Source organism: Kaistella sp. CFF1-2 (assembly GCF_059509915.1).
In genome coordinates this window covers 358,141-380,171 of sequence record NZ_JCAKLF010000002.1, presented here as the reverse complement: position 1 = coordinate 380,171, position 22,031 = coordinate 358,141, and the positions used below count along the sequence as shown (strand labels likewise).

General features: G+C 33.7%; 20 protein-coding genes. 4 read left to right on the top strand and 16 right to left on the bottom strand.

The features are described 5' to 3' along the window. Positions 1 to 2: 2 nt before the first annotated feature. Positions 3 to 1,583 (bottom strand): phosphoethanolamine transferase, encoded by a 1,581-nt coding sequence (locus tag AC5XHR_RS06850; protein WP_495950035.1) that lies wholly within the window; start codon positions 1,581 to 1,583, stop codon positions 3 to 5. Positions 1,584 to 2,147: 564 nt separating this feature from the next. On the opposite strand from AC5XHR_RS06850, the gene AC5XHR_RS06845 reads away from it, so the two are divergent. Next, positions 2,148 to 3,206, top strand: coding sequence for an acyltransferase family protein (locus AC5XHR_RS06845; protein WP_495950034.1), 1,059 nt, complete (start codon positions 2,148 to 2,150; stop codon positions 3,204 to 3,206). Positions 3,207 to 3,325: 119 nt separating this feature from the next. Here AC5XHR_RS06845 and AC5XHR_RS06840 read toward each other — a convergent pair whose 3' ends face one another. The 15 genes from AC5XHR_RS06840 to AC5XHR_RS06770 all read right to left on the bottom strand — a co-directional run bounded on the left by AC5XHR_RS06840 (position 3,326) and on the right by AC5XHR_RS06770 (position 17,086). Then, on the bottom strand, positions 3,326 to 4,357 hold the full coding sequence (locus AC5XHR_RS06840) for a hypothetical protein (RefSeq protein WP_495950033.1): 1,032 nt from the start codon (positions 4,355 to 4,357) through the stop codon (positions 3,326 to 3,328). 117 nt (positions 4,358 to 4,474) lie between these two features. Next, positions 4,475 to 5,437: a glycosyltransferase gene (locus tag AC5XHR_RS06835; protein ID WP_495950032.1), complete on the bottom strand. Its 963-nt coding sequence runs from the start codon at positions 5,435 to 5,437 to the stop codon at positions 4,475 to 4,477. Then, complete coding sequence (locus AC5XHR_RS06830) at positions 5,434 to 6,225, bottom strand: glycosyltransferase family 2 protein (RefSeq protein ID WP_495950031.1); 792 nt, start codon at positions 6,223 to 6,225, stop codon at positions 5,434 to 5,436. The genes AC5XHR_RS06835 and AC5XHR_RS06830 overlap by 4 nt, the downstream gene beginning before the upstream one ends. 9 nt (positions 6,226 to 6,234) lie before the next feature. Then, a complete protein-coding gene (locus AC5XHR_RS06825; protein WP_495950030.1) occupies positions 6,235 to 7,182 on the bottom strand; it encodes a glycosyltransferase family 2 protein in 948 nt (315 codons plus the stop codon). Between the two features lie 6 nt (positions 7,183 to 7,188). Then, a complete protein-coding gene (locus AC5XHR_RS06820) occupies positions 7,189 to 8,016 on the bottom strand; it encodes an FkbM family methyltransferase (RefSeq protein WP_495950029.1) in 828 nt (275 codons plus the stop codon). Then, positions 7,997 to 8,836, bottom strand: coding sequence for a glycosyltransferase (locus AC5XHR_RS06815; RefSeq protein ID WP_495950028.1), 840 nt, complete (start codon positions 8,834 to 8,836; stop codon positions 7,997 to 7,999). The genes AC5XHR_RS06820 and AC5XHR_RS06815 overlap by 20 nt, the downstream gene beginning before the upstream one ends. Continuing rightward, complete coding sequence (locus tag AC5XHR_RS06810) at positions 8,829 to 9,638, bottom strand: glycosyltransferase (RefSeq protein WP_495950027.1); 810 nt, start codon at positions 9,636 to 9,638, stop codon at positions 8,829 to 8,831. Before AC5XHR_RS06810 ends, AC5XHR_RS06815 begins: the two co-directional genes overlap by 8 nt. Beyond that, positions 9,635 to 10,531 (bottom strand): glycosyltransferase, encoded by an 897-nt coding sequence (locus AC5XHR_RS06805; protein ID WP_495950026.1) that lies wholly within the window; start codon positions 10,529 to 10,531, stop codon positions 9,635 to 9,637. Before AC5XHR_RS06805 ends, AC5XHR_RS06810 begins: the two co-directional genes overlap by 4 nt. A gap of 30 nt (positions 10,532 to 10,561) precedes the next feature. Continuing rightward, on the bottom strand, positions 10,562 to 11,470 hold the full coding sequence (locus AC5XHR_RS06800) for a glycosyltransferase (RefSeq protein WP_495950025.1): 909 nt from the start codon (positions 11,468 to 11,470) through the stop codon (positions 10,562 to 10,564). Position 11,471: 1 nt separating this feature from the next. Further along, the gene (locus tag AC5XHR_RS06795; RefSeq protein ID WP_495950024.1) at positions 11,472 to 12,572 is read right to left on the bottom strand and encodes a DegT/DnrJ/EryC1/StrS family aminotransferase; all 1,101 of its coding nucleotides are present in this window, start codon (positions 12,570 to 12,572) and stop codon (positions 11,472 to 11,474) included. Positions 12,573 to 12,785: 213 nt separating this feature from the next. Beyond that, complete coding sequence (locus AC5XHR_RS06790) at positions 12,786 to 13,244, bottom strand: acyltransferase (protein ID WP_495950023.1); 459 nt, start codon at positions 13,242 to 13,244, stop codon at positions 12,786 to 12,788. Continuing rightward, positions 13,244 to 13,648 carry a sugar 3,4-ketoisomerase gene (locus AC5XHR_RS06785; RefSeq protein WP_495950022.1) on the bottom strand — a complete coding sequence of 135 codons (405 nt, stop codon included), beginning with the start codon at positions 13,646 to 13,648 and terminating at the stop codon, positions 13,244 to 13,246. Before AC5XHR_RS06785 ends, AC5XHR_RS06790 begins: the two co-directional genes overlap by 1 nt. Beyond that, positions 13,638 to 14,909 (bottom strand): ABC transporter ATP-binding protein, encoded by a 1,272-nt coding sequence (locus tag AC5XHR_RS06780; RefSeq protein ID WP_495950021.1) that lies wholly within the window; start codon positions 14,907 to 14,909, stop codon positions 13,638 to 13,640. Before AC5XHR_RS06780 ends, AC5XHR_RS06785 begins: the two co-directional genes overlap by 11 nt. A gap of 44 nt (positions 14,910 to 14,953) precedes the next feature. Next, positions 14,954 to 15,802 (bottom strand): ABC transporter permease, encoded by an 849-nt coding sequence (locus AC5XHR_RS06775; RefSeq protein ID WP_495950020.1) that lies wholly within the window; start codon positions 15,800 to 15,802, stop codon positions 14,954 to 14,956. A gap of 117 nt (positions 15,803 to 15,919) precedes the next feature. Continuing rightward, positions 15,920 to 17,086, bottom strand: coding sequence for a nucleotide sugar dehydrogenase (locus tag AC5XHR_RS06770; protein ID WP_495950019.1), 1,167 nt, complete (start codon positions 17,084 to 17,086; stop codon positions 15,920 to 15,922). A gap of 238 nt (positions 17,087 to 17,324) precedes the next feature. Between AC5XHR_RS06770 and rimP the strand changes: the two genes are divergently transcribed. The 3 genes from rimP to infB are packed head-to-tail and all read left to right on the top strand — an operon-like array spanning position 17,325 to position 21,980. Further along, on the top strand, positions 17,325 to 17,792 hold the full coding sequence (rimP, locus tag AC5XHR_RS06765; RefSeq protein ID WP_495950018.1) for a ribosome assembly cofactor RimP: 468 nt from the start codon (positions 17,325 to 17,327) through the stop codon (positions 17,790 to 17,792). A 33-nt stretch (positions 17,793 to 17,825) separates the two neighbouring features. After that, positions 17,826 to 19,061: a transcription termination factor NusA gene (gene nusA, locus AC5XHR_RS06760; RefSeq protein ID WP_495950017.1), complete on the top strand. Its 1,236-nt coding sequence runs from the start codon at positions 17,826 to 17,828 to the stop codon at positions 19,059 to 19,061. A 57-nt stretch (positions 19,062 to 19,118) separates the two neighbouring features. Beyond that, complete coding sequence (gene infB / locus AC5XHR_RS06755) at positions 19,119 to 21,980, top strand: translation initiation factor IF-2 (RefSeq protein ID WP_495950016.1); 2,862 nt, start codon at positions 19,119 to 19,121, stop codon at positions 21,978 to 21,980. Positions 21,981 to 22,031 lie beyond the last annotated feature (51 nt).

The window sequence follows — 22,031 nt, the reverse complement described above, 5'->3', positions numbered from 1 at the left end:
TATTATTTTGTTTCTGGAATAAATTTTGGGATGTTGTTGTTTTCCAAATTTCTATAATCAAATAATTTTTCGTCTAATCCAATGATTTGATAGGGGTTCCCAGTCGCTGGTTCCTCCGAAATAAACTTATAATCATCTTTTACTAAACTTGTTTTGATATTGTGTATTTGAGTGAATAAAGTTAGAAAATCTCTTCCATTTCTTGGAGCTTTTATTTTATCTTTCTCTACAATATCATTACCCCAAACCAATAAAGGTACTTCGTATACTTGTTTGTCCGTTCTACCGTGGGTTAAGGTTAAATTTTCGTTAATACGCAAGCCGTGATCACTAAGGTATACTAAGTTGAAATTATTTTTACTTATTTTGCTGACTTTACTATGTATCTTTTTAAGCAAGTTATCAGTGTTTTTTATACTCTTGTTATAACAGGACAATTGTGTGGATAATATAAACTCATCATACTGATCATTAGTTCTGTCGCATATAGATGGATGAGAACCTATTAAATGAAGTACAATGAATTTAGGCTTGTCAGGCTTGTCTGCCATTGATTTATTTAAAAGAGGAAGAAGGTATGTATCAGCGATTCTTAAATTGTCGCTACTTGTTCCTTTTTTTAAAAATTCATAATGGTCACTAGATTTTGCAATTATGGCATTTGGCGAATCCCATAAACCAATCTGTCCTTGATTTGAAATCCAATATGTCTCATAACCTATTTTTTTTGCAAGATTCACAATATTATTTTGTAGATCATATTGAGGAAACTGTGGTGTCACAGATAGCGTTCTTGTCAGTGACTGAATGGTTCCAAAAGACACAGAGAAGAAATTCTCAAACTGAATATTGGGAGTGCTATTGATGAAGGGAGTATTATTTATGGGAAATCCGTACGAATTCAAAAAATCTTTTCTCACACTCTCATCAATAACCAGTACAAAATGATTTTTTAGTTTCTTGTCAAGATCATCAATAATTTCAAAGGTTGAAGGTTTTTTAGATTCTTCGATTACAAACTTATATTGATCAACAACATCAATAATGAGATAAATGTAATTAGAAGGAAGTTGAATAACCGGTATTCTACTGTAAAATCCGGTCATATTCTTTTCTGTGAACCCATAGTAATATACCCTTTTTATTGGTGAATAAAGAAGTAAAAGACAGGCTAAAATAAGTGGTGTTTTTTGTAATGTATTTGTCGGTTTAAGCTTAATAGTTAAAAAAGTGAGTACAAAATATATTAAAATAATAAGCCAAATATCAAGAGAAACCATTTTGAGGTAAGAAATAGATTCCGCTTTGTTTGTATAAATTACAGATGCTACATAGCTTAAATCAGGTTTGCCATATATTTTTATAGTTGGGAAGAAGAACACGACCACAAGCGACAAAACAATTAAAATACATGTAAAAATCTTTCTATTGAATGCACTAAATGATAGTAAAAGTGTGTATGTAAGCACTGTTGACCATGTTTTTTTACTTAATGAATCAGTACTTAAAAAAAATATGAATACATGCATAAAGGCAAGTAGTAACAAGCATATATAGAATGTGTAGTTTTTGTACTTTTTCATGACAATTTTCACGATTAAATTAATGGGGTCTTTTTACAGAAGAGACTAATAATCCTAACGTAAATAAACGCGTTCAATACATTTTCCTTTTTTAAATATTAATAATTTGTTAATTGTTATTAATATTAAATTAAAATGCAAAAGTAAGTATCCTTTTTGTAGTGGGCAAAATTGTAAATCCCGACAAGGAAATATCTATAAGTATTGGGACGCTAAACATGATATATTCCTTGCAGAACTATGATTAATATGATCCTGGGTTTGGCTTTAGATTATTTGTGAATGAACAACAAATAGTATATCTTGTTATACAGAATAAATAAAAACAGAAGAATCACTTTATTAGACAAAAATATGATAAAATGAAGAAAATTGTTTTAATAAATGAAATCCGTATTTTTAAAGATTTAATGAACATTCAAACTAAATAGTATTTGATTAAAACTGTAAGTTTATTTCAAGCGATATGGCCGTAAACAATCCTTTTTTACTTTATGAAGACAAAGATTATCGAAAACTAAAGGAAAAAACCATTAACTAGATGATTTTATGAAAATAATGTCTATGAATTATTTTACCAAACATGAAACGAATTTTTTCAAAGGGATTGCTATTCTGATGATAGTAATACATAATTATTTGCATTTAATTCCAGGATTTGGCCTTGAAAACGAGGCTGGTTTTAATCCCAATAATGTTAGACGTTTTTGGGAATTCATCATGCCATTCCATTGGCATGAATCACTTAGCGCAATTGCTGGCTATATAGGCCACTATGGCGTACAGGTTTTTATATTTTTCAGTGCTTATGGTCTTTCTATACAGGTACAAAAGGAGGCAAAAAAGCAGACGTATTTTCAATATCTATGGCCTCGCCTTAAAAAACTGTATTTTTTGCTCTTTTTTGGAATTGCTGTTTTTTTAGCTATTCACTTTTTCAGTTTTGGTCAATTTTATGAAATTGAAAGAACGTTGAAAGAAACATTAATGTTGGTTACTTCCGTAGGGAATTTTAGAAATTCAACACTCTATAATAACTTTTCGGGACCTTTTTGGTTTTTTGGACTAATGGTACAATTGTATCTTATTTTCCCACTAGTTTATAAGTTGGTTAAGAAAATAAATATTTATTTAATATTTTCCGTTTTTTTTATCATGATTTCTATTCTTTATTACGTAGATAGAAAATATGATTTTAGTATTATGGGAACTGTTTTTGGGCATTTACCAGAAGTTTTGCTGGGTATCTATTTTGCTCAGAAAGGCTTAACCAAACCAAATGTTTTGCTGTTCATTAGCTGTATCTTTTTGTTTGTAGCATCGCAATTTTATGGCACTTTATTTCCGTTTAGCTTTTTAACAATAACTATTATACTTCTCTATTTAGTTGAGACTTTGAAGCCTTTTATCAATAATTTTTTCCCGAAAACCCTAATATATATCGGAGAAATTTCGATGATTCTGTTTGTGGTAAATGGCCCTCTAAGACTTGTTCCATTCTTTAATCTTACCAATTTTGAATTACGGGCGGAGCGGGTGTTTTTATTTTTAATCGTTTTGTTTATACTGAGCCATTTTTTATACAAAGTTTATTGCTATATATCTGTAAAATTGCAAATATAAGATTCAGTAAAAACGTACCAGTTCAAAACTATAATTACAATAAAGCTAATTAAAAAAATCATATGTCTTTGTGTGCATAGGAGAAAGCATTTAATAATATACAAATCTCAGCCTTTCCGTTAGTTGAAAAAGCTAATAAATGGGAGAAAATTAAAATAATCTAAAATATTCTCTTCAGTTGAAAAGGGTATAGTAAGGAGATAATATTGAACAATGTAAATATACTCATATTTGTTACTTTTTCTATTTTCGTTCGTTAAGAATAGCCCCATATTAATAAAAATAAAAAAAACACTTGTAAAGGAGGCAAAGACTATCCATCTTGCATAATCTGATGCAACTATAGTTAATATTATTGCTAACAAGAATTGGAGTGACAAAACAAGTTGAAACATTTTGACCGCACCTTTGTCTGATACTTTCACTTTAGTTGAAAAGAGAAAAAATATAAAATGAAAAAGAAAAACTGCAACAAGAATAATGTAATTTATTTTATCTGTAAAGAAACGCCATATAAAATAAGGTTCTTTAAATACTCCTGTCCAAAAAACTAATTTTTTAACACCTAATTTTTCCCATGATTCTATTATTTGTATTTCCATAACTGCATTTCCTGGGTGCGTAATACAATATAGGAATGTAATTAAAGGAACTAACAGAAGCCTTATACATCGTACTAATATATTCCTATCAAAAGCCCATTGGTTTTTGGTACATATGAATATGAAAATCGGTCCACAAAAAAAGATAAATGCAATCTCATGAATTAAAATAATGACAACGAAAATAATATTAAGAACTAAATCGACTATAATATTCCTACTTTGATTTGAAGTTCTTCGCAATAGAATTATGTATATTAAATAAAACAAAAAAATAATATGATCTTTTCTAATCCCAGTTTTTGAATACCAAATTAAGCATAATAGACATGACATCGAAAATAATGGTACAAGAGGTATTTTGAACTTAACCATAGAATAAACCACAATGACAGAAAACAATAAAAGTGTAATTATTGCATAAATCCCTTGAACTTTCCAAGGAATAAAATTAAAATGATTGCATAAAAGATAAATAGCATGTCCATCTAACCCCCGACGCATAAATCCTCCTGAATAATTAATATAAGCATCAGCTTTAAAAAGCATATGCCTTATGGCTTCTAAATCAAACTTATGTAAAGAAAAAAAGATTATTAGGAAACTATAAATAATTACGGAAACATTAAATAGAGTTAAGACAATTTTTTAAACATATAGAAAGGATTAATCAATAAACACTTTTTTAAACTGATCCATCACAGATTCTGGTAAGAATTTTTTGTAATTTTCTACAGCCGAAATCGTTAAATCACTATCTAGAATTATTTGATTTAAATCTTTACTATTACTGTAATAATACGCATTTTCTTTCAATTCGTGGATATGGTTTTTTTCGGGAGAATCTGCAAATGTGATGATGGGTTTTCCTTTTAAAGCAAACTCAGCTACCGTAATTCCAAAAGTTTCGCCACGTTCTCTAGCGTGTAAAAGCGCATCGCATGTGTTGATGAACTTTAGTTTGTACAATAAATCGGAGGAAGGCGGAAGAAAATTGATGTTTTTAATATCGGATTTCCACCATTTTTTGGCTACAAAAGAATCAACACCCATGAAAATGAAGTAAATACCTTTGTATTTTCGGGCAATTTTTTCAACTTCTTTTCGTACAAAATCAATATTAAAACTTTGCGCACCGCCGTAATAGCCAAAAACTTTTGCGTTTTTCGGAATATTGAGTTCTGTTCTTAAATCTTCATCTGTGTTTTCATAAAAATTGACCATGTGCGGAACAAAGGGCGATTTCCCACCCGTCATTTCTAGCGATAGCCATTCTGAAACATAGGCATAAACATCGCCGTGCGGTTCGTAATGTTTGAAAACGGCATGCATTACACTTTTGCATTCATTGGTGTCAACGCCGTCTATGTCGCCATTTTTTATGGCATAAAACAAATCTATTTGATTTTTTTTGATGATTTCATCAACTTCATTGAAATTTTCATATTCTAAAACATTGAATCTTTTTTTGAATTTCTCAATTCCAGCAGGATGATTTGTTTTGCAATTTTTATCGTAAATAATTAAAGATTCGTTGCCTAAATACTTTTCATTAAAATCGGCATAATCGTACAACGCGATGGATGTTCCTCTATAATTGAGTTCGTTCTCGTGGAAAAGTATTTTCATTTCAACCGATTTTTTATTGTGTTTTTTATTTTATTGAACAAAGATTTTTTACCATGCTTTTTCAAATCATTGTGTGTGAAAAGTCCTTCTCCTTGTGCGATTTTAAAGTTTTGTTTCACCCACCATTCTGCAATATCGCGTTCAAAATGTTCAGATGAAACAGCAATTTCTTGAATGTTCTTTTTATAAAACTCTTTGCGAAGTAAAAACGGATTGTTTGTCCAGTTCGCCCATCGGCTTGTTGTTACAAAAAAATTGCCTTCTTTTTGAATTTTATCTGGAAAAGATTCCGCAGGATCTAGCCAATACAAAGATTCCAACAAATGTGGCGACGTAACTTTATGCCAAGTATCGTAATAATTGAGTTCATTGCCCTTATGTTGCATTGAGTGAACAGGATATCCTGGGTTTTTGCGACTTCTGTATCGGACAATATCAAAACCAGAATTCAACATTTGAAGCCCAGAATATAACTGTGAGTAAGTTTTTTCTGAGTTTTCAATTAGTTCCCAATCGTTTTCTAGAAAAAGAACACACTCATGTTTTGCATTATCGATGAGTTTAGAAACAGCTTTTCCAATTCCTATATTTTCGGTCAGACCAATTACATTGAGGTTGTATTTCTTGGCTAATTTTCGATCTTCCGAAGAAATTTCTTGAAAAAGAATGGTAATATCATCAGACAAATCTAAAAGTCCGTTTTTTTGATACGAAGCCAATGTGTTTTTCAATGTTTTAACATTGTTCCAAGAAAGTATGCAAATGCTTATGGGTAGCGGTTTCATCATTGCAAAAAATTACGATTTAAGTTTTAAAAAAACATTTTGCTCCGTATAAATCTGTTTTCTCAATTCTTCAATTTCACTGAATTTTGGTTTAAAATAATTAAACATTGCTTTGTAAAAATTACTTTCATCACTGTTTCCTTTTAGCTTAAGTTTTATAATGTTAGAGATGAATTCTTTCTTTTCTCGTTTAAGGTTGAAATTATAATTAGGGTCCAAATATTTCGTTTCCCGCTGCATTCTCATCGAGATTCTTTTGTTTTTAAGCGCTAAAGTTGCATCTTCTTGAGGTTTTACTTTTTTTGCATCATGAACCACTTTACTTTTGGTGCAAATAATGGTTTTAAGATTATGAAAATTTACTCTATTGATGTAATCATAATCTTCGGCTCCATGAAAAAAGAATGGGTTGAAGCCACCCACTTTTTCGACGGTAGATTTTGGAAGTAGCCAATGAGCTGCATTTACAAAATTAATAGGATAAAACTCCTTTAGGTTTCCAGAATACATATCCGAAAAAAGTCTATTAAATTCCGTGAAACGAGCTAAATATCGCTCAAAATGCAAATCAAAAAGTTGCTCAGAACTATCCAAATGCATGGGGCTTAATACACCAATTTCACTTTTGTTGGGATAGCCGTTGTACACGTCTAATATTTTTTGAATACTGTCTTCAAAAATCCAAGCATCTTGATTCATCAAATAAAAGAAATCCGCGCCTTGTTGATACGCTTTTTCAATCCCTAGATTATTGGCTTTGCCAAAGCCTAAATTTTCATCTGATTGGATAAAATCTACTTCTGGGAAATTAGTTTTTATAAAGTCTTGGGTTCCATCAGTAGAACCATTATCCACCACAATGATTTTTACAGGTATTGATGATTTTCGTAAACTCGAAAAACACCTTTCTGTCCACTTCATGGCGTTGTAGGTTACTATGATAACGTATATTTTAGGCATTGCTTATTATTTTCTATAACAAAAGATGTTAAGTTGTTGATTGAAGTTTTTAGGCTCTTCATTGCAGAAAGGATATCTAATGGTTTCTGCGGCAACTCTTATATAATATTGAAAACCTGATTTTTTTAGAAGATTCAATATTTCGCCAAGATTTTGTTCTTCATTTTTTATTCCGTGATATTCTAGAAAAAGATGATTTACATTTTTTAAATGTTCTTCAATATCAAAAATCAATGTGTTCTCAGCTCCTTCGATATCAATTTTGAGGAAATCTACTTTTTGAGTTAGAAACTTTTTTAGGTCTGTTGCGGCTACTTTTCTTTGGTTGTTTTTATGTGAAAAATCCACAACAGTAGAACCGGATAATCCACCATCTGCGTAAAATGTTAATGTCGTATCCTCTACCCAAACTGCTTTTTCATGAATCGTGATCTGGTCGTTTTTGAAGTATGTTTCTACATTCTTTTTCAGCAGTTCGCAAATTTTTGCATCCGGCTCAAAAGCAATAATTGTTGATTTTGGAAATTGTTTTTTCAAGTAAATAACACTAAGTCCCATATTAGCTCCACAATCAATAATTAAAGGTGTTTCGGTATCGCTATTAAACTTATAAATGTCACTTTTGAAAATTTCGTCAAGTGAATGTAGCATTGCCGTTGCACTGCTATAAGCAAACTGTTTTCCAAAAATAGTTGTTGTATTATTTTCTATATATTGTGGTTGCAAGATTCGACGGCGTTCTTTTGCGGAAATTCCCGTTTTTAAATTGGCTTTATTTTGTGTGAGCCAATCTTTGGAAAATCTTAAATTGATGTTAAATAGGTCTTTTATCATTATTGTTTTTTGTAATCAGGTTTACAAGTGTTTTAAGGCTCCGTTTTATATTGTAAACGAAAGTAGAAATTTTTGAAATAGTAAATTCATTTTCAGGCGAAATACCAAAGTCTGAATATTGTATTGCAGCAAGACGTTTATTGTTTCTCATAGTAGCGTTCACAAGATTATTCTCATGAATAAATTGTATGAACATAGGCTCTTTGTCCTGAAAAACCAAATTTGGATAGTTTCTATAATTTAAATGCCGTTCTTTTGTTACCGTTTTAAAATTAAAACTATTTTCTACTAAACTCACAAATGGACTAGCGACTTGAAAGAAATGATTTACAAAAGCCTTATTGTTGTTAAGCTTTGTTAGCTGAAGCCCAAGTCGCATATCAATAACCAAATCATGAACAGGTTGAAAACGGTTTTGTACTTCTTGTACAAAATTCTTGTGCAGCATATCGTCATTATCAATATCTGTAGTCAAAAGAAATTGTGTGTCGCTTAAAAAATAAGTCGGGATAATTTCCTGTAATCGCTGTGTCATTTCATCGAAATCACTAACATAGACGGGGGTGAAAACAGGAAATTCTCTCCGTATTTCAGCGATAATCTTTAAATACTTTTCAGGTGTTTGCGTATCGAAAAAGACCAACCAAACGAAACTCTTCAGACTTTGGTTTTGGAATGAAGGTAAACAATATTTTAGAAAAATATCAAAACGATCTTCCAACCAAGCATTGGTAAGTGTTTTTGTGCCATCACGAGTTATGTCCCATGTTTTTGTTGGTACATTAAATCGAGTTGTAATAATATGTATAAAACTAGGCATCTAGTAACGTAATGGTTTTTCGATATCTAATAATCTGAAAATACTTTTTCAGTATAGACAATGTGTCTCTGAAATTTATCTTAAATAAAGGAAAAAATTTTAATGTAAACACTATCTGTTTGAAATTACATGGGTAGTATTTGAAATATGAATTCAAAAAATTCCGAAATGCAATGCCTTCTTTTCTAGAATCATTTTTGTCATTAAAATGGCTACCTAATTTTTCCCTGATGATAATATTGTTATCCAAGTACATTTTATTGGGATTGCCAGATGAGAAATGTTCAATTTCAATATCATGTATGATGAAGTTTTGATATAATTTGCTCATTCTCAGGCTGAAATCGTAATCGTAACCATGAAAACCTTTAATGTCTTGACTGTTGAATTTTACTTGATTAAACTTTTCTTTAGTACAGGAAAGTAATACACCGTCTAAAGCAATACACGGAGTGTTCTCAATTTCTTTTTCTTGGAAGTCTTTTTCGATATACCAGCCACTAGGAGCAGCTGGAACATAATTGGAGCCAACCAAGCCAACCACACCAACAGTTGGATTTTTAAAATGGTTTAGTAAAATTGAACCCCAATTCTTAGTCTGAAAAATAATGTCATCATGAATAAAGAGAAGACAATCAAAATTCGCCTTTGATGCACCAAGATTGTATGCTTCACATATACTCATGCTACCTGGGTTATGAACGTCAATAATTTCATAATGAACATCAATGGTCTCCGTAATACTTTTTGTGAGTTTTTGTAGGTTTTCGGGCTTATATGTTGAGGTTATAATGGAAATCATGAATTTAAGTTTAGCTTAAAATAGTATTTTAGTTTTAGCCTGATGTAAGGTCTTTTCCATCTTGGATATTGGTTGATGTATTGCTCTGTGTCTCTTTTTAGCAGATTTTGATATTTATCAGAAAGCTCCGAAGGTAACTGAAACTCTTTTATGATTTGATTATTATACTCTACACTTTTATATTTGGTATGTAAACTGACAATTGAAATGTTTTTTTCAACGTAATCTGTATTAAAGCCGATATTTTGATTTTCATGAAGTCGGTATTTAGCTAAGATTTCATTTGTCACATAAAACGACCCGTCTCGACAAGCTTGAATAATAAGTTCGAAATCATGAATAATCAAATGATTTAATTTTTTTAAGGGAAAGTATAAGTCTTTTGCTTTTTTCGATATAGCCATTGTCATTCCGGGGAAAATATTCCCTGATAAAAAAACAAATTCTAAAAGTTCTGCGTTTGTTTTTTGAGGATAGAACTTTCTTGCTTTCCAATAATCTTTTTCCGGAATGTTTGACTCGCTAAATAACTCAATATTATGACAAATGACGTTTATATTCGGGTTTTCGGATAGTGCATTTCTGATGGATTCAACTTTGTTTTCGAACCAGATGTCATCTTGATCAGAAAGAAAAATAAGATTACCAGAACACATCATAATAGCTTTTTCAAAATTCTTTACATAGCCCAAATTTTCCTTATTTCTTTCGATTCTGAAGATTTCAGGATATTGATTTTTGTATTGCTGCAAAATGTCAAAAGTAGAGTCTTGAGAAACATCATCGCAAACGACGATTTCATCTGGTAAAACAGATTGAGAAAGAATACTATCCAACTGTTCCTTCAGATATTTTTCGCCATTGTAAGTGCATAATGCAACGGAAATCTTCATAATTGTGTGAAAAATAATAATTACGAAAGCTTAAAAAACCCTGCTTTTTACTAACATGAGTTTATACAGCTTTCTGAATTTATTGCTTTTTAAAAGTCTCTCCGAGAATGTTTCCGGTTTATAGAGCTGAAAATATTTGATATGCTCATTTTTAAGCTGTCTTTCAAAGTACAATTTTTCAACAATGTTGAAGAGCTTTGTTTTAGCAGTTGGATGATTCGAATGTTTTTGGTAAATATCAAAATAGGACGCTAGCAAAAACGATTGTCTTTTATGGGTGTTATTGCTATGAATTCTATATTTACATGATGGTGTATGGTCAAATATGAAATAGTATTTTAGGCTGAGGCGTAACCACATATCAAAATCTTCAAATGTGAGATTTTCGTCCCAACCACCTTCTTCTTTAATCCGTTCTGCTTTCATCAAAACAGACATAGCTGGAATGAAGTTGTTATTCATCAGTCTATCATAGAAATTCCCGCTTTCTAATCGTAGGTAGCTCAAGTGATATCCAATAAATCGATTGTCATAAAGCTCCGACACTTCATCCATCATTAATGCGTCTGAAAATACAAGAACTTCTGAGTCTTTGCTGTTTTCTAAGATTTCAACATGTCTTTCTAGCTTATCAGGCAAAATAATATCATCTAACGCTAAAATTTGAATATACTTACCGCTAGAATGTGAAAAGATATCGTTCAGAGATTTACATATGCCTTCGTTTTTCGCATGCTTAATAAATTGTGTATTCAATTCTGGGTTTTCTCGCAACCATCCCTCAACAATTTCTACCGAATTATCTTTTGATGCATCATCACAAATAATGATTTCAAAATTGCTATAAGATTGTACTTTGATGCTGTCTAAGGATTCTCTAATAAATTGAGCCTGATTGTAGCATAAACATAAAACGCTTACTAATGGTTGGTTTGTCATCTTAAAACTCATTTACGATTGCAATGATACGATCTATTTCTTCAGAAGTTAAGACAGAAGAAATAGGCAAACTTAAAACTTCAGTATGCATTTTTTCTGTTATAGGAAATGATAAATGCGCCAACTCTTTATAAGCTTCCTGCTGATGTGGTGGAATGGGGTAATGTATAATGGTTTGAATTCCTTTTTCGGTTAAGTAACTCTGCAATGCATCTCTCTCCTTGCATCGTACAACAAATACATGCCACACATGTTCGTTTTCGTCTTTAGGATTTTCAGGAAGTATGATTTTCGGATTCTTAATTTCTGATATAAAACGTTTCGCAATTACACGTCGCGCTTCATTTTCCTGATCAATATATTTTAGTTTTACATCTAAAACAGTAGCTTGTATTTCATCTAGTCGAGAATTTAAGCCTTTATAAATGTTCACATATTTTTGGTTAGAGCCATAGTTAGCGATTGCACGAATTGTTTTAGCTACATCGTCGTCATTCGTTGTAACTGCACCCGCATCACCCAATGCACCTAAGTTTTTACCAGGATAAAAACTGAAACCTGCGGCATCACCCAAATTCCCAGATTTAATTCCTTGCCATGATGCTCCGATGGATTGCGCATTGTCTTCCACAATTTTTAAATGGTACTTTTGTGCTAATTCTTTTAATTCTTCATTAAAAACAATTCTACCTTGAAGATGAACAATAAGTATTGCTTTTGTTTTTTTGGTGACAGCTGCTTCAATTTTATGAATATCGATATTGAAAGTAGTGTCTTCTGGTTCCATCAAAACTGGAACTAAACCATTATCTGAAAGTGCTAATATGGAAGCAATGTAAGTATTTGCAGGAACGATTACTTCGTCACCAGGTTTCATGATGCCTAATTCTATGTATGCTCTAAAGATTAGACGAAGCGCGTCTAAGCCATTGGCAACGCCTATTGCATGGTTTGAACCAATATATTTGGCTAGATTTTTTTCAAAATTTTTGAGTTCTTCCCCCATTAAATACCAACCCGAACGAAAAACATCAAGTAGTTTTTGCTCTATTTCCTGTTGATACATTAAGTTAATCTTCTGAAGGTCTAAAAATTTAATCATTTGTACTTTTCTAAAAATTCAATTACTTCTACGTTATTATACCCTTTAGCATAATCAAAAACGGACTTCCCATGAAAATTCATAATGAAATAGTATAACCGATAGAACGGCTACTACTCGCAAAAAAGAAATATCATAACGGAAATTTTTGATCATAGAAAACTTTTGTATAGTCAGGTTTACGATTTAAGATTCTTGCAAGCCAATTATTATTTATTGTTTTCTTAAAATTTTTGCAGGATTTCCAACCCAAATTTCATTTGATGGGACATCTTTGGTAACTACACTTCCTGCTCCAATTAGTGCATTTTCTCCAATGGTAATTCCTGCTAAAATTGTGGCGTTTGCACCGATAGATGCCCCTTTTTTTATTGTAGTTTTTTTTAATTCAAAGGCAATGTTTTTTGAATAAGGATATAAATCATTAGTGAAGGTTACATTTGGTCCTATGAAAACGTTATCTTCTATAAAAACGCCATCCCAGATTTGCACACCCGGTTTTATTGTTACATTATTACCTATAGCAACATCATTCTCTATGAATACGTGACAATTGATATTACAATTTTTACCAATAATAGCATCTTTTAAAATCACACAAAACTGCCAAATTATTGTTTCGTCTCCGATATTATTAGATTGCACATCTGCAAGAGGATGAACTTTAAACATTATTTTAGACTTTTAAATTCGTCATAATCTCTTATATAATCACCTTCTTCATATATTTTTGATGCAAGGCAAAGTAAAACCGCATTATGAGTAAAATGAATATCACGCCAAATAAGATTCGGAAGATATAAGCCTTTACTTGGATGGTCTAATACGAAAGTTTCTTTGTTTCCATGAAGATCCTCTGTGTTGAACGTTATAGTCCCTGAAACAGCAAATATGACTTGCCGCAAATCTCGATGTGCATGCCCACCACGAACAACATCTTGCGGCGTATAATACGTCCAATATACACGATTGATATTGAAAGGAACGTTTTTTTGCGCTTCGGCAATGGTTATATATCCAAGTTGGGATGAACCTATTTTGTCGAAAATTAAGATATGGGGATATTTAGTTTTCATTAAAATTTAAACTATAATTAAACTCAGGTCGTATAATACCAGGATATATATGCGTCTTTACACCTACTTTGACATTCTCTACCTCAAATCCAATAAGATTATCTACACTATATAGCAATTCCGTTTGATTCTTTCCAAAAAGCAATTTAAAATAATAGTTGCCTGCATTGAGAAGCTGTGGCGGAATGTCAAACTCAATCGTATAGTATCCGACTTTTGAATCTTGGTTTTGGCTGACTAATTTGGCCACGTGGAAAACAACAAGTTCTTCAAAATTTCTTAATTCAAATGTTGCATCTAAATTAATGTTAGGGTTGTTGTTATAAAATTCAAGTTTTACTCTAATTCCTGAATGGATATCTAATAAATTCCCAATAATTGGTTTTACTGAAAATTCTTTTATTTTAATTCGTTCGTTTCCAGCTGCTGTTGTCATATTTTCCGCATGATAAGCGTTAGAAAGTTCGTAGTCTTTTTGATATTCTAAGATGGTCTCCAGAATTTCTCCTTTATAGTTTAGCTGTCCGTTTTTCATTAATATCCCAGAAGTGCATAGGTCTTTGACGGCAGTCATATTATGACTAACAAATAGCACGGTACGACCTTCACCTTTCGTTACATCACCCATTTTTCCAAGACATTTCTTTTGGAATTCTGCGTCACCTACAGCAAGAACCTCATCAACAATAAGAATTTCAGATTCTAAATGTGCTGCAACGGCAAACGCTAGTCGAACGTACATTCCAGAAGAGTATCTTTTTACAGGCGTATCAATATATCGCTCAACCCCAGCGAAAGCTACTATTTCATCAAATTTTCGGCTAATTTCCTTTCGAGTCATACCCAATATCGCTCCGTTGAGGTAAATATTCTCTCGTCCTGTCATTTCTGGGTGAAAACCAGTACCTACTTCTAATAATGAAGCAATTCTCCCATTGTATTTAATGGATCCTGTGGTAGGTTTTGTTACTTTGGATAAAAGTTTTAGTAACGTGGATTTTCCAGCACCATTTCTTCCAATAATACCAACGGCTTGTCCTTGTTCAATCTGAAAATTAATGTCTTTTAATGCCCAAACATAATCTGAACTTCCTTTTTGGGTTCGATCGTTGGTTTCCCCAATTTTTAGAAACGGATCCTCCTTGCCTCTAATGTTAGCCCACCACCGCTTAAGGTCATGTTGTAATGTACCCGTGCCAACCTGGCCCAGTCTGTATTGCTTGGATACATTTTCAACGTCTAATACTATATTTTTGTTCATTACTTTCTTTCTTTCTTTCTTTCTTTCTTTCTTTCTTAGATTGGTTAAACGGTATCCATAAATGACTTCTCAACTTTATTGAAAACTACGGTGCCAATCGCTAATAAAAGAAAAATAATCGTACTACTGATTATCAAGATCGACGGCGAAAAATCGCCTACACCTAGCCACCCGTATTTGAAACATTCAAAAATACCGGTCAGTGGATTATACAGCGCAATAAGTTTGTATTTCCCTTTTAATGCAGATAGCGGATAAATTACGGGAGTCACATACATCATTAGGCTGACCCCAAATGTAAGTAACATCTGAAGGTCACGATATTTGGTAGTGAGTGCGGAAAAAATCATACCCATACCTAGTGCAAAAGCTGCCATAAGTATAATGAGCAAAGGTGTTGCTAAAATCCAAATGTTTGGTTGAATGCTCTCATTATATATGTAATACAACCAGGCAGCAAAGAAAAGAAGAAATTGCACCCCAAATTTCATCAAATTCGAGACGACAATGGTAATAGGTATTACTAATCGTGGAAAATAAACTTTTCCAAAAATATTAGCATTGCTAGTAAATACATTGGAGGTGCTTGTTAAACAAGAAGAAAAATAATTCCATAGTGTAACACCTGAAAGATAAAATAGAAGCTTAGGTGCACCATCGGTTGATAAACCAGCAATACCACCAAATACCACCAGATAAATTATGGTTGTGAAAATGGGGTTGATAAAAAACCAAATAGGTCCGAGTACAGTTTGCTTAAAACTGGTGACAAAGTCCCTTTTTACAAGCATATACACGAGATCACGATAGGCCCAAACTTCACCAAATTTCAAATCAAATAGGGAGTGTTTACTTTCGATGACGTTAGTCCATTTTTGCTGAGATTCGTTCATCTGCGAATTAATATTTTTTACGTCCGTGTTTTGTTTGTTGTTGTTTGAATCACAATATAGCCATATTTCTTTAAGAACATTTCTACAAGTGATTTATGATGTTGTGTCAGTAGAGTCTTAATCACTTCCAAAAAGATCTCGAGTGTACACTTTATCTTTTACATCTTCCAGTTCGGGTGCTAGTCGATTGGAAATTATAATGTCGCATTCTTGTTTGAACTCCTCTAAGTTATCCGAAACTTTGGAGCCAAAGAAAGTACTTTCGTGTAAAACGGGCTCATATACAACCACTTCAATTCCTTTTGCTTTGATACGTTTCATGATTCCTTGAATTGCCGAAGCGCGGAAATTATCAGAACCCGATTTCATAATTAAACGATAAACACCCACTTTTTTAGGGTTTTTAGCGATAATGGAATCCGAAATGAAATCTTTTCTTGTACGATTGGCATCAACAATAGCTTTTATTAAGTTGTTTGGTACCGCATCATAATTAGCTAAAAGCTGTTTTGTGTCTTTTGGTAAGCAATAGCCACCATATCCGAAAGAAGGATTGTTATAATGATTTCCAATTCTTGGGTCAAGGCCAACACCTTCGATAATTTGTTTACTATCTAATCCGTAAATCTGAGCGTAACTGTCCAATTCATTGAAATAAGCCACTCGCATTGCGAGATAGGTGTTTGAAAAAAGTTTAATGGCTTCCGCTTCAGTCGCGTTAGTAAATAAAATGGGAACGTCTTTTTTGATTGCACCTTCTTGAAGTAGGTTTGCAAAAATGCGGGCGCGTTCACTTTGTTCACCGATGATGATACGTGATGGATAGAGGTTATCATACAGAGCTTTTCCTTCGCGTAAGAACTCCGGTGAAAACAAAATATTTTCAAAATCCAATTCTTTTTTTAAGCTTTCTGTGAATCCAACGGGAACTGTTGATTTAATAACAATCACCGCTTCGGGATTGTATTGTTTTACATCTTTCACAACACTTTCAACACTGCTTGTATTAAAGTAATTTGTTTTTGGGTCGTAATCTGTAGGTGTAGCTACAATAACATAATTGGCATTTTTGTATGCTTCTTCCTTGTTTGTTGTTGCTTTAAAGTTTAATTTCTTTTCAGATAAGAACTCCGTAATCTCCTTGTCTTCAATTGGGGAAATTCTGTTGTTTAGCATCTCAACTTTCTCTGGAACGATGTCCAAAGCGATTACTTCGTGATGTTGAGCCAATAGGACTGCGTTGGATAAGCCAACATAGCCTGTACCTACAATACTGATGTTCATTTGTTATTTTTGAAAAATATGGGGCAAAAATACTTATTTTTTTTAACCTAATGTAAAAATCTCCTTTGGCTGTTAAATATTTGTAACAAATTGGTTCCGAATCTTATTTGCTTATTTTATCAAAATTTCCTATCTTTGCAAAAGATTTACGGGAAAGGATGGGAAGGCTTCGGAAGAAAGCCTTTTTTCGTACCAAGATTTGGGCTTCCCGAAAATAGATGGTAAAGACTCTCAAACTATGATGTTTAAAGATAAAGTTGAAGGATTGTTGCAGGTTTTTTTAGATACAAGACCTGATTTGTTTTTGATAAGCTTGAAGATTTCTGCAGGGAATGATATTGTGGTGACTTTAGATGGAGATCAAGGAGTTTCGCTTCAAGATTGTCTGGATGCAAGCCGTGCAATTGAAAATAATCTAGACCGCGAAGAAGAAGATTTTTCTTTGCAAGTAATGTCTGGAGGGCTTTCGGAACCGTTGACGAATTCGAGACAGTTTGTGAAAAACATGGGAAGAGATCTTGATGTCATCCTTCAGGATGAACAAAAAATATCAGGAGAAATTGTTGCAGCCGACGAAAACGGCGTAACTTTGATGTTGAGATACCGCAAGCCGAAAGATATCGGTAAAGGTAAAGTGGATGTGGAAGAAGAAAAAATTATTCCGTATTCCGAAATTAAGAAAGCGCTAGTCGCTGTGAAATTTTAATACAAATAGAAAATAAAAATCAGAACTAGATAGATGGATAATTTAGCACTCATAGAATCCTTTGGTGATTTCAAGGATGAAAAAGGGATCAGTAAGATTGATTTGATGGCGATCATTGAAGATTCCCTGAAAACTTTATTGAGGAAAAGATACGATTCAGACGATCACTTTGATGTGATTGTGAATCCTGACAAAGGGGATTTTCAAATTTTCCTAAACAAAACGATCGTTGAAGACGAAATGTCTGAAGATGATGATTTGGAAATTGAAATTACCGAAGCTAAAAAAATTGACGATAGTTTCGAAGTTGGTGAAGAATATACGGTTGAAATTCCAATCGCGCATTTGGGAAGACGTAATATCTTGACTTTGAAGCAAATTCTTGCGAGTAAATTACAAGAGCATAACAACGCGATGTTGTACGATCAGTTCCGTGACCGTATTGGCGAAATCGTTGTTGGAGAAGTTCACCACATCAGAAAGCAGCACGTTATTTTGTTGGATGATGAAGGGAATGAATTTATTCTTCCAAAAGAAAATCAAATTCCATCGGATTTCTTCAAAAAAGGAGAAAGCGTTCGTGCCATTGTTGAAAGTGTTGATTTTAAAGGGGCTAAACCTCAAATCATCATTTCAAGAACAGCGCCGAAATTCTTGGAGAAACTTCTAGAATTAGAGATTCCAGAAATCCAAGACGGAACAATTATTTTGAAAAAAGCAGTTCGTATTCCAGGTGAAAAAGCGAAAATCGCTGTGGATGCCTATGATGATCGAATTGATCCAGTTGGAGCTTGTGTTGGGGTAAAAGGATCAAGAATTCACGGAGTGGTACGCGAATTGAAGAATGAAAATATCGACGTTATTCAATGGTCTAAAAATCCTGAAATCTTGGTTAAGAGAGCTTTAGGAAATGTGACAATCAATAAAATTGAAATCAACCAAGATACGGAGTACGCTTTAGTATATACGCCAGTTGAGGAGATTTCTAAAGTTATTGGTAAACAAGGACAGAACATTCGTTTGGCTTCTTCATTAACAGGATACGAAATTGATGTTTATAGAGAAACAGCTGAGGATGATGACGTAGAACTAGATGAATTCACCGATGAAATCGAAGGATGGGTAATTGAAGAATTCAAAAAAGTAGGTCTTAAGACCGCAAGAAGCGTTCTAGAAAAAGACAATGAAGCATTAGCAAAAATGGTGGATCTTGAAGAAGAGACCATCGATGAGGTGAAAGGAATTTTAAAAGCGGAATTCGAAGATTAATCTTTTATTCATTTCAATTACTAACAAACTAAGCAAATAAAAAGAATACAATAATACATGCCAAAAATTAGACTAAACAAAGCGGTAAAGGAGTTTAATATCTCGATGTCCAGGCTGGTAGAATTTCTACAAGCAAAAGGTTTCGAGGTGGAAAGCAACCCGAACGCACAATTGGAAGAACAGGCATACGCTACATTGAAGGCAGAATTTGCGAGCGATAGCGAGCAAAGAAAAGCGTCTCATGAAGTGATTATTTCCAAGGTTCCGGAAGAAAAATTGGCTATCGAGCCAGAAGAGCCGGAGGTGATTAAAGCGAAAGCGACCTCCAAAACGGAACCTAAAATTTTAGGTAAAATTGATCTTAACCCTTCAAAAGAAGAAGTGGTTGAGGAAAAACCTGCACCTGCAGAGCCCGTGAAGGAGGAAAAAGTAGAAGTGGCGGAAAAAGAAACCAAACAAGAATTCAAAGTTTTGGACAAAATTGATTTAAGCCAAATTGAATCTTCTTCGAAGCCGAAGCCAAAAGCGAAGGCTCCAGAAAAGCCAAAAGAGGAAGTTGCAGCTCCAGTTCAGGAACCGAAAGCTGAAAAGCCAGTGGAGAAACCTGTAGAAAAAGTGGAAGAAAAAGCAGCGCCTACAGCCGCTTCAACGGAAGAAAGTTCTGAAGGAACTGGTGAAGTTGAAAAAATTGAAACGGTTTACCAAAAATTAGATGGTCCAAAAATTTTGAACCAAAAGGTAGATTTGTCTCAATTCCAGACGAAACCAAAAACTTCTTCGAATGCAAATAATGCAAACAAGAACAATAACAACAATAAGAAGAAGCGTAAAAGAATTGAAAAACCTGCTCAACCAGGGCAAAATAACCAACAACAAGGTGGTGGTCAAAACAACCAAGGCGGAGGAAACAGACCTCAGCAAGGTGGTGGCTTCAACCGAGGCGGTGGAAACAACAACACTAACAACAATAAGAAAGGTGGTGGACGTAGAGAACGTGTGATGCCTGTTGAGTTGACTGACGAGCAAGTTAAAAATCAAATTAAAGAAACTTTAGAAAAACTAACCAATAAAGGTGGTAAATCTAAAGGTGCTAAATATAGAAGAGAGAAAAGAAGTTTCCGTCGTGAGCAAGAAGAGCATCAGATGGAGATGGAAGCTAGAGATACAACGTTAAAAGTTACAGAATACATTACAGTTGGCGAATTGGCGAGCTTAATGGATGTTAGCCCAACGGAAGTAATCTCTGCATGTTTCGGACTTGGAGTTATGGTAACCATGAATCAGCGTTTGGAAGCAGATACGTTAACTCTAGTAGCAGACGAGTTCGGTTATAAAATTGAATTTGCTGATGCCGATCTTGAAGAAGAAGCAGCAAGCGAAGAGCCGGATAATGAAGAAGACTTGGTAACGAGACCGCCTGTTGTTACGGTAATGGGACACGTTGACCACGGTAAAACGTCATTACTTGACTATATTAGAAAAGCTAATGTTATCGCTGGGGAATCTGGTGGTATTACACAGCACATTGGTGCGTATAGTGTGAAGTTGGATAACGGACAAAAAATTACATTCCTAGATACACCGGGTCACGAAGCGTTTACCGCGATGAGAGCAAGAGGTGCACAAGCTACGGATATTGTAATTATCGTTATTGCAGCAGATGATGATGTGATGCCTCAAACGAAAGAAGCTATTGCGCATGCACAGGCAGCTGGAGTTCCAATGATTATCGCAATCAACAAAGTGGATAAGCCAAACGCGAATCCTGATAACATTCGTCAACAACTTTCGGGTATGAATATCCTCGTTGAAGAATGGGGTGGAAGCGTTCAGTCGCAAGAAATTTCTGCGAAGTTTGGTAACAATGTAGATTTATTATTAGAAAAAGTATTGCTTCAAGCAGAAATGCTTGAATTGAAAGCAAATCCTGATAAAAATGCAGTAGGAGTTGTTATTGAAGCGTCATTAGATAAAGGGCGTGGATTTGTAACCAATCTATTAGTACAAGCAGGTACTTTAAAAGTTGGAGATTATATTCTAGCAGGTGTTAATCACGGTAAAGTTAAAGCAATGCTTGACGAACGTGGTAAGCCAATGAAAGAAGCGGGACCTTCAACACCAGTTACTATTTTAGGATTGGATGGAGCGCCAACAGCGGGTGATAAGTTTAGAATTTTCGAAGACGAAAAAGAAGCGAAATCTATTGCAAACAAGCGTGGTCAGCTTCAAAGAGAGCAATCTATCAGAACGAAAAAGCATCTTACGTTGGACGAAATCGGACGAAGAATTGCTTTGGGAGACTTCAAAGAATTGAACATTATCCTAAAAGGAGACGTGGATGGTTCGGTAGAGGCACTTTCAGATATGCTTCAGAGATTGTCAACGGAAGAAATTCAGGTGAACATCCTTCACAAAGGTGTTGGTCAGATCACAGAAAGTGATATCTTATTAGCAACTGCTTCTGATGGTATCGTAATCGGATTTAACGTAAGAGCGGGTGCTAATGCTAAAGATCTTGCAGATAAAGAAGAAATCGAAATCAGAACGTATTCAGTTATATACGATGCGATTGATGATGTTAAAGAAGCGATGGAAGGAATGCTTTCACCAGAAATCAAAGAACAAGTAATCGGTAATGTTGAAATCCGTGAGGTGTTTAGAATTTCGAAAGTAGGATCTATTGCTGGATGTATGGTTCTTTCTGGAAAAGTAACTCGAAATTCAAAAATCAGATTACTTCGTGATGGAATTGTGAAATATGATGGCGAATTAGAAAGCTTGAAGCGTTTCAAAGACGATGTTAAAGAAGTAAACAAAGGCTACGAATGTGGATTGAACTTGAAAGGATACAACGACATTGAAGTTGGCGATATCCTAGAAGTTTACGAAGAAGTAGCGGTTAAGAAGAAATTGAAATAATTTCATATACCTATTAAAAAGTCGGCTCCTGCATTTGCAGGAGCCGACTTT

Excerpts from the sequence above, each read along its gene's own strand:
- AC5XHR_RS06850 (WP_495950035.1), bottom strand. The coding sequence starts at position 1,583 with ATGAAAAAGTACAAAAACTACACATTCTATATATGCTTGTTACTACTT.
- AC5XHR_RS06845 (WP_495950034.1), top strand. The coding sequence starts at position 2,148 with ATGAATTATTTTACCAAACATGAAACGAATTTTTTCAAAGGGATTGCT.
- AC5XHR_RS06840 (WP_495950033.1), bottom strand. The coding sequence starts at position 4,357 with ATGCTTTTTAAAGCTGATGCTTATATTAATTATTCAGGAGGATTTATG.
- AC5XHR_RS06835 (WP_495950032.1), bottom strand. The coding sequence starts at position 5,437 with ATGAAAATACTTTTCCACGAGAACGAACTCAATTATAGAGGAACATCC.
- AC5XHR_RS06830 (WP_495950031.1), bottom strand. The coding sequence starts at position 6,225 with ATGATGAAACCGCTACCCATAAGCATTTGCATACTTTCTTGGAACAAT.
- AC5XHR_RS06825 (WP_495950030.1), bottom strand. The coding sequence starts at position 7,182 with ATGCCTAAAATATACGTTATCATAGTAACCTACAACGCCATGAAGTGG.
- AC5XHR_RS06820 (WP_495950029.1), bottom strand. The coding sequence starts at position 8,016 with ATGATAAAAGACCTATTTAACATCAATTTAAGATTTTCCAAAGATTGG.
- AC5XHR_RS06815 (WP_495950028.1), bottom strand. The coding sequence starts at position 8,836 with ATGCCTAGTTTTATACATATTATTACAACTCGATTTAATGTACCAACA.
- AC5XHR_RS06810 (WP_495950027.1), bottom strand. The coding sequence starts at position 9,638 with ATGATTTCCATTATAACCTCAACATATAAGCCCGAAAACCTACAAAAA.
- AC5XHR_RS06805 (WP_495950026.1), bottom strand. The coding sequence starts at position 10,531 with ATGAAGATTTCCGTTGCATTATGCACTTACAATGGCGAAAAATATCTG.
- AC5XHR_RS06800 (WP_495950025.1), bottom strand. The coding sequence starts at position 11,470 with ATGACAAACCAACCATTAGTAAGCGTTTTATGTTTATGCTACAATCAG.
- AC5XHR_RS06795 (WP_495950024.1), bottom strand. The coding sequence starts at position 12,572 with ATGATTAAATTTTTAGACCTTCAGAAGATTAACTTAATGTATCAACAG.
- AC5XHR_RS06790 (WP_495950023.1), bottom strand. The coding sequence starts at position 13,244 with ATGTTTAAAGTTCATCCTCTTGCAGATGTGCAATCTAATAATATCGGA.
- AC5XHR_RS06785 (WP_495950022.1), bottom strand. The coding sequence starts at position 13,648 with ATGAAAACTAAATATCCCCATATCTTAATTTTCGACAAAATAGGTTCA.
- AC5XHR_RS06780 (WP_495950021.1), bottom strand. The coding sequence starts at position 14,909 with ATGAACAAAAATATAGTATTAGACGTTGAAAATGTATCCAAGCAATAC.
- AC5XHR_RS06775 (WP_495950020.1), bottom strand. The coding sequence starts at position 15,802 with ATGAACGAATCTCAGCAAAAATGGACTAACGTCATCGAAAGTAAACAC.
- AC5XHR_RS06770 (WP_495950019.1), bottom strand. The coding sequence starts at position 17,086 with ATGAACATCAGTATTGTAGGTACAGGCTATGTTGGCTTATCCAACGCA.
- rimP (WP_495950018.1), top strand. The coding sequence starts at position 17,325 with ATGATGTTTAAAGATAAAGTTGAAGGATTGTTGCAGGTTTTTTTAGAT.
- nusA (WP_495950017.1), top strand. The coding sequence starts at position 17,826 with ATGGATAATTTAGCACTCATAGAATCCTTTGGTGATTTCAAGGATGAA.
- infB (WP_495950016.1), top strand. The coding sequence starts at position 19,119 with ATGCCAAAAATTAGACTAAACAAAGCGGTAAAGGAGTTTAATATCTCG.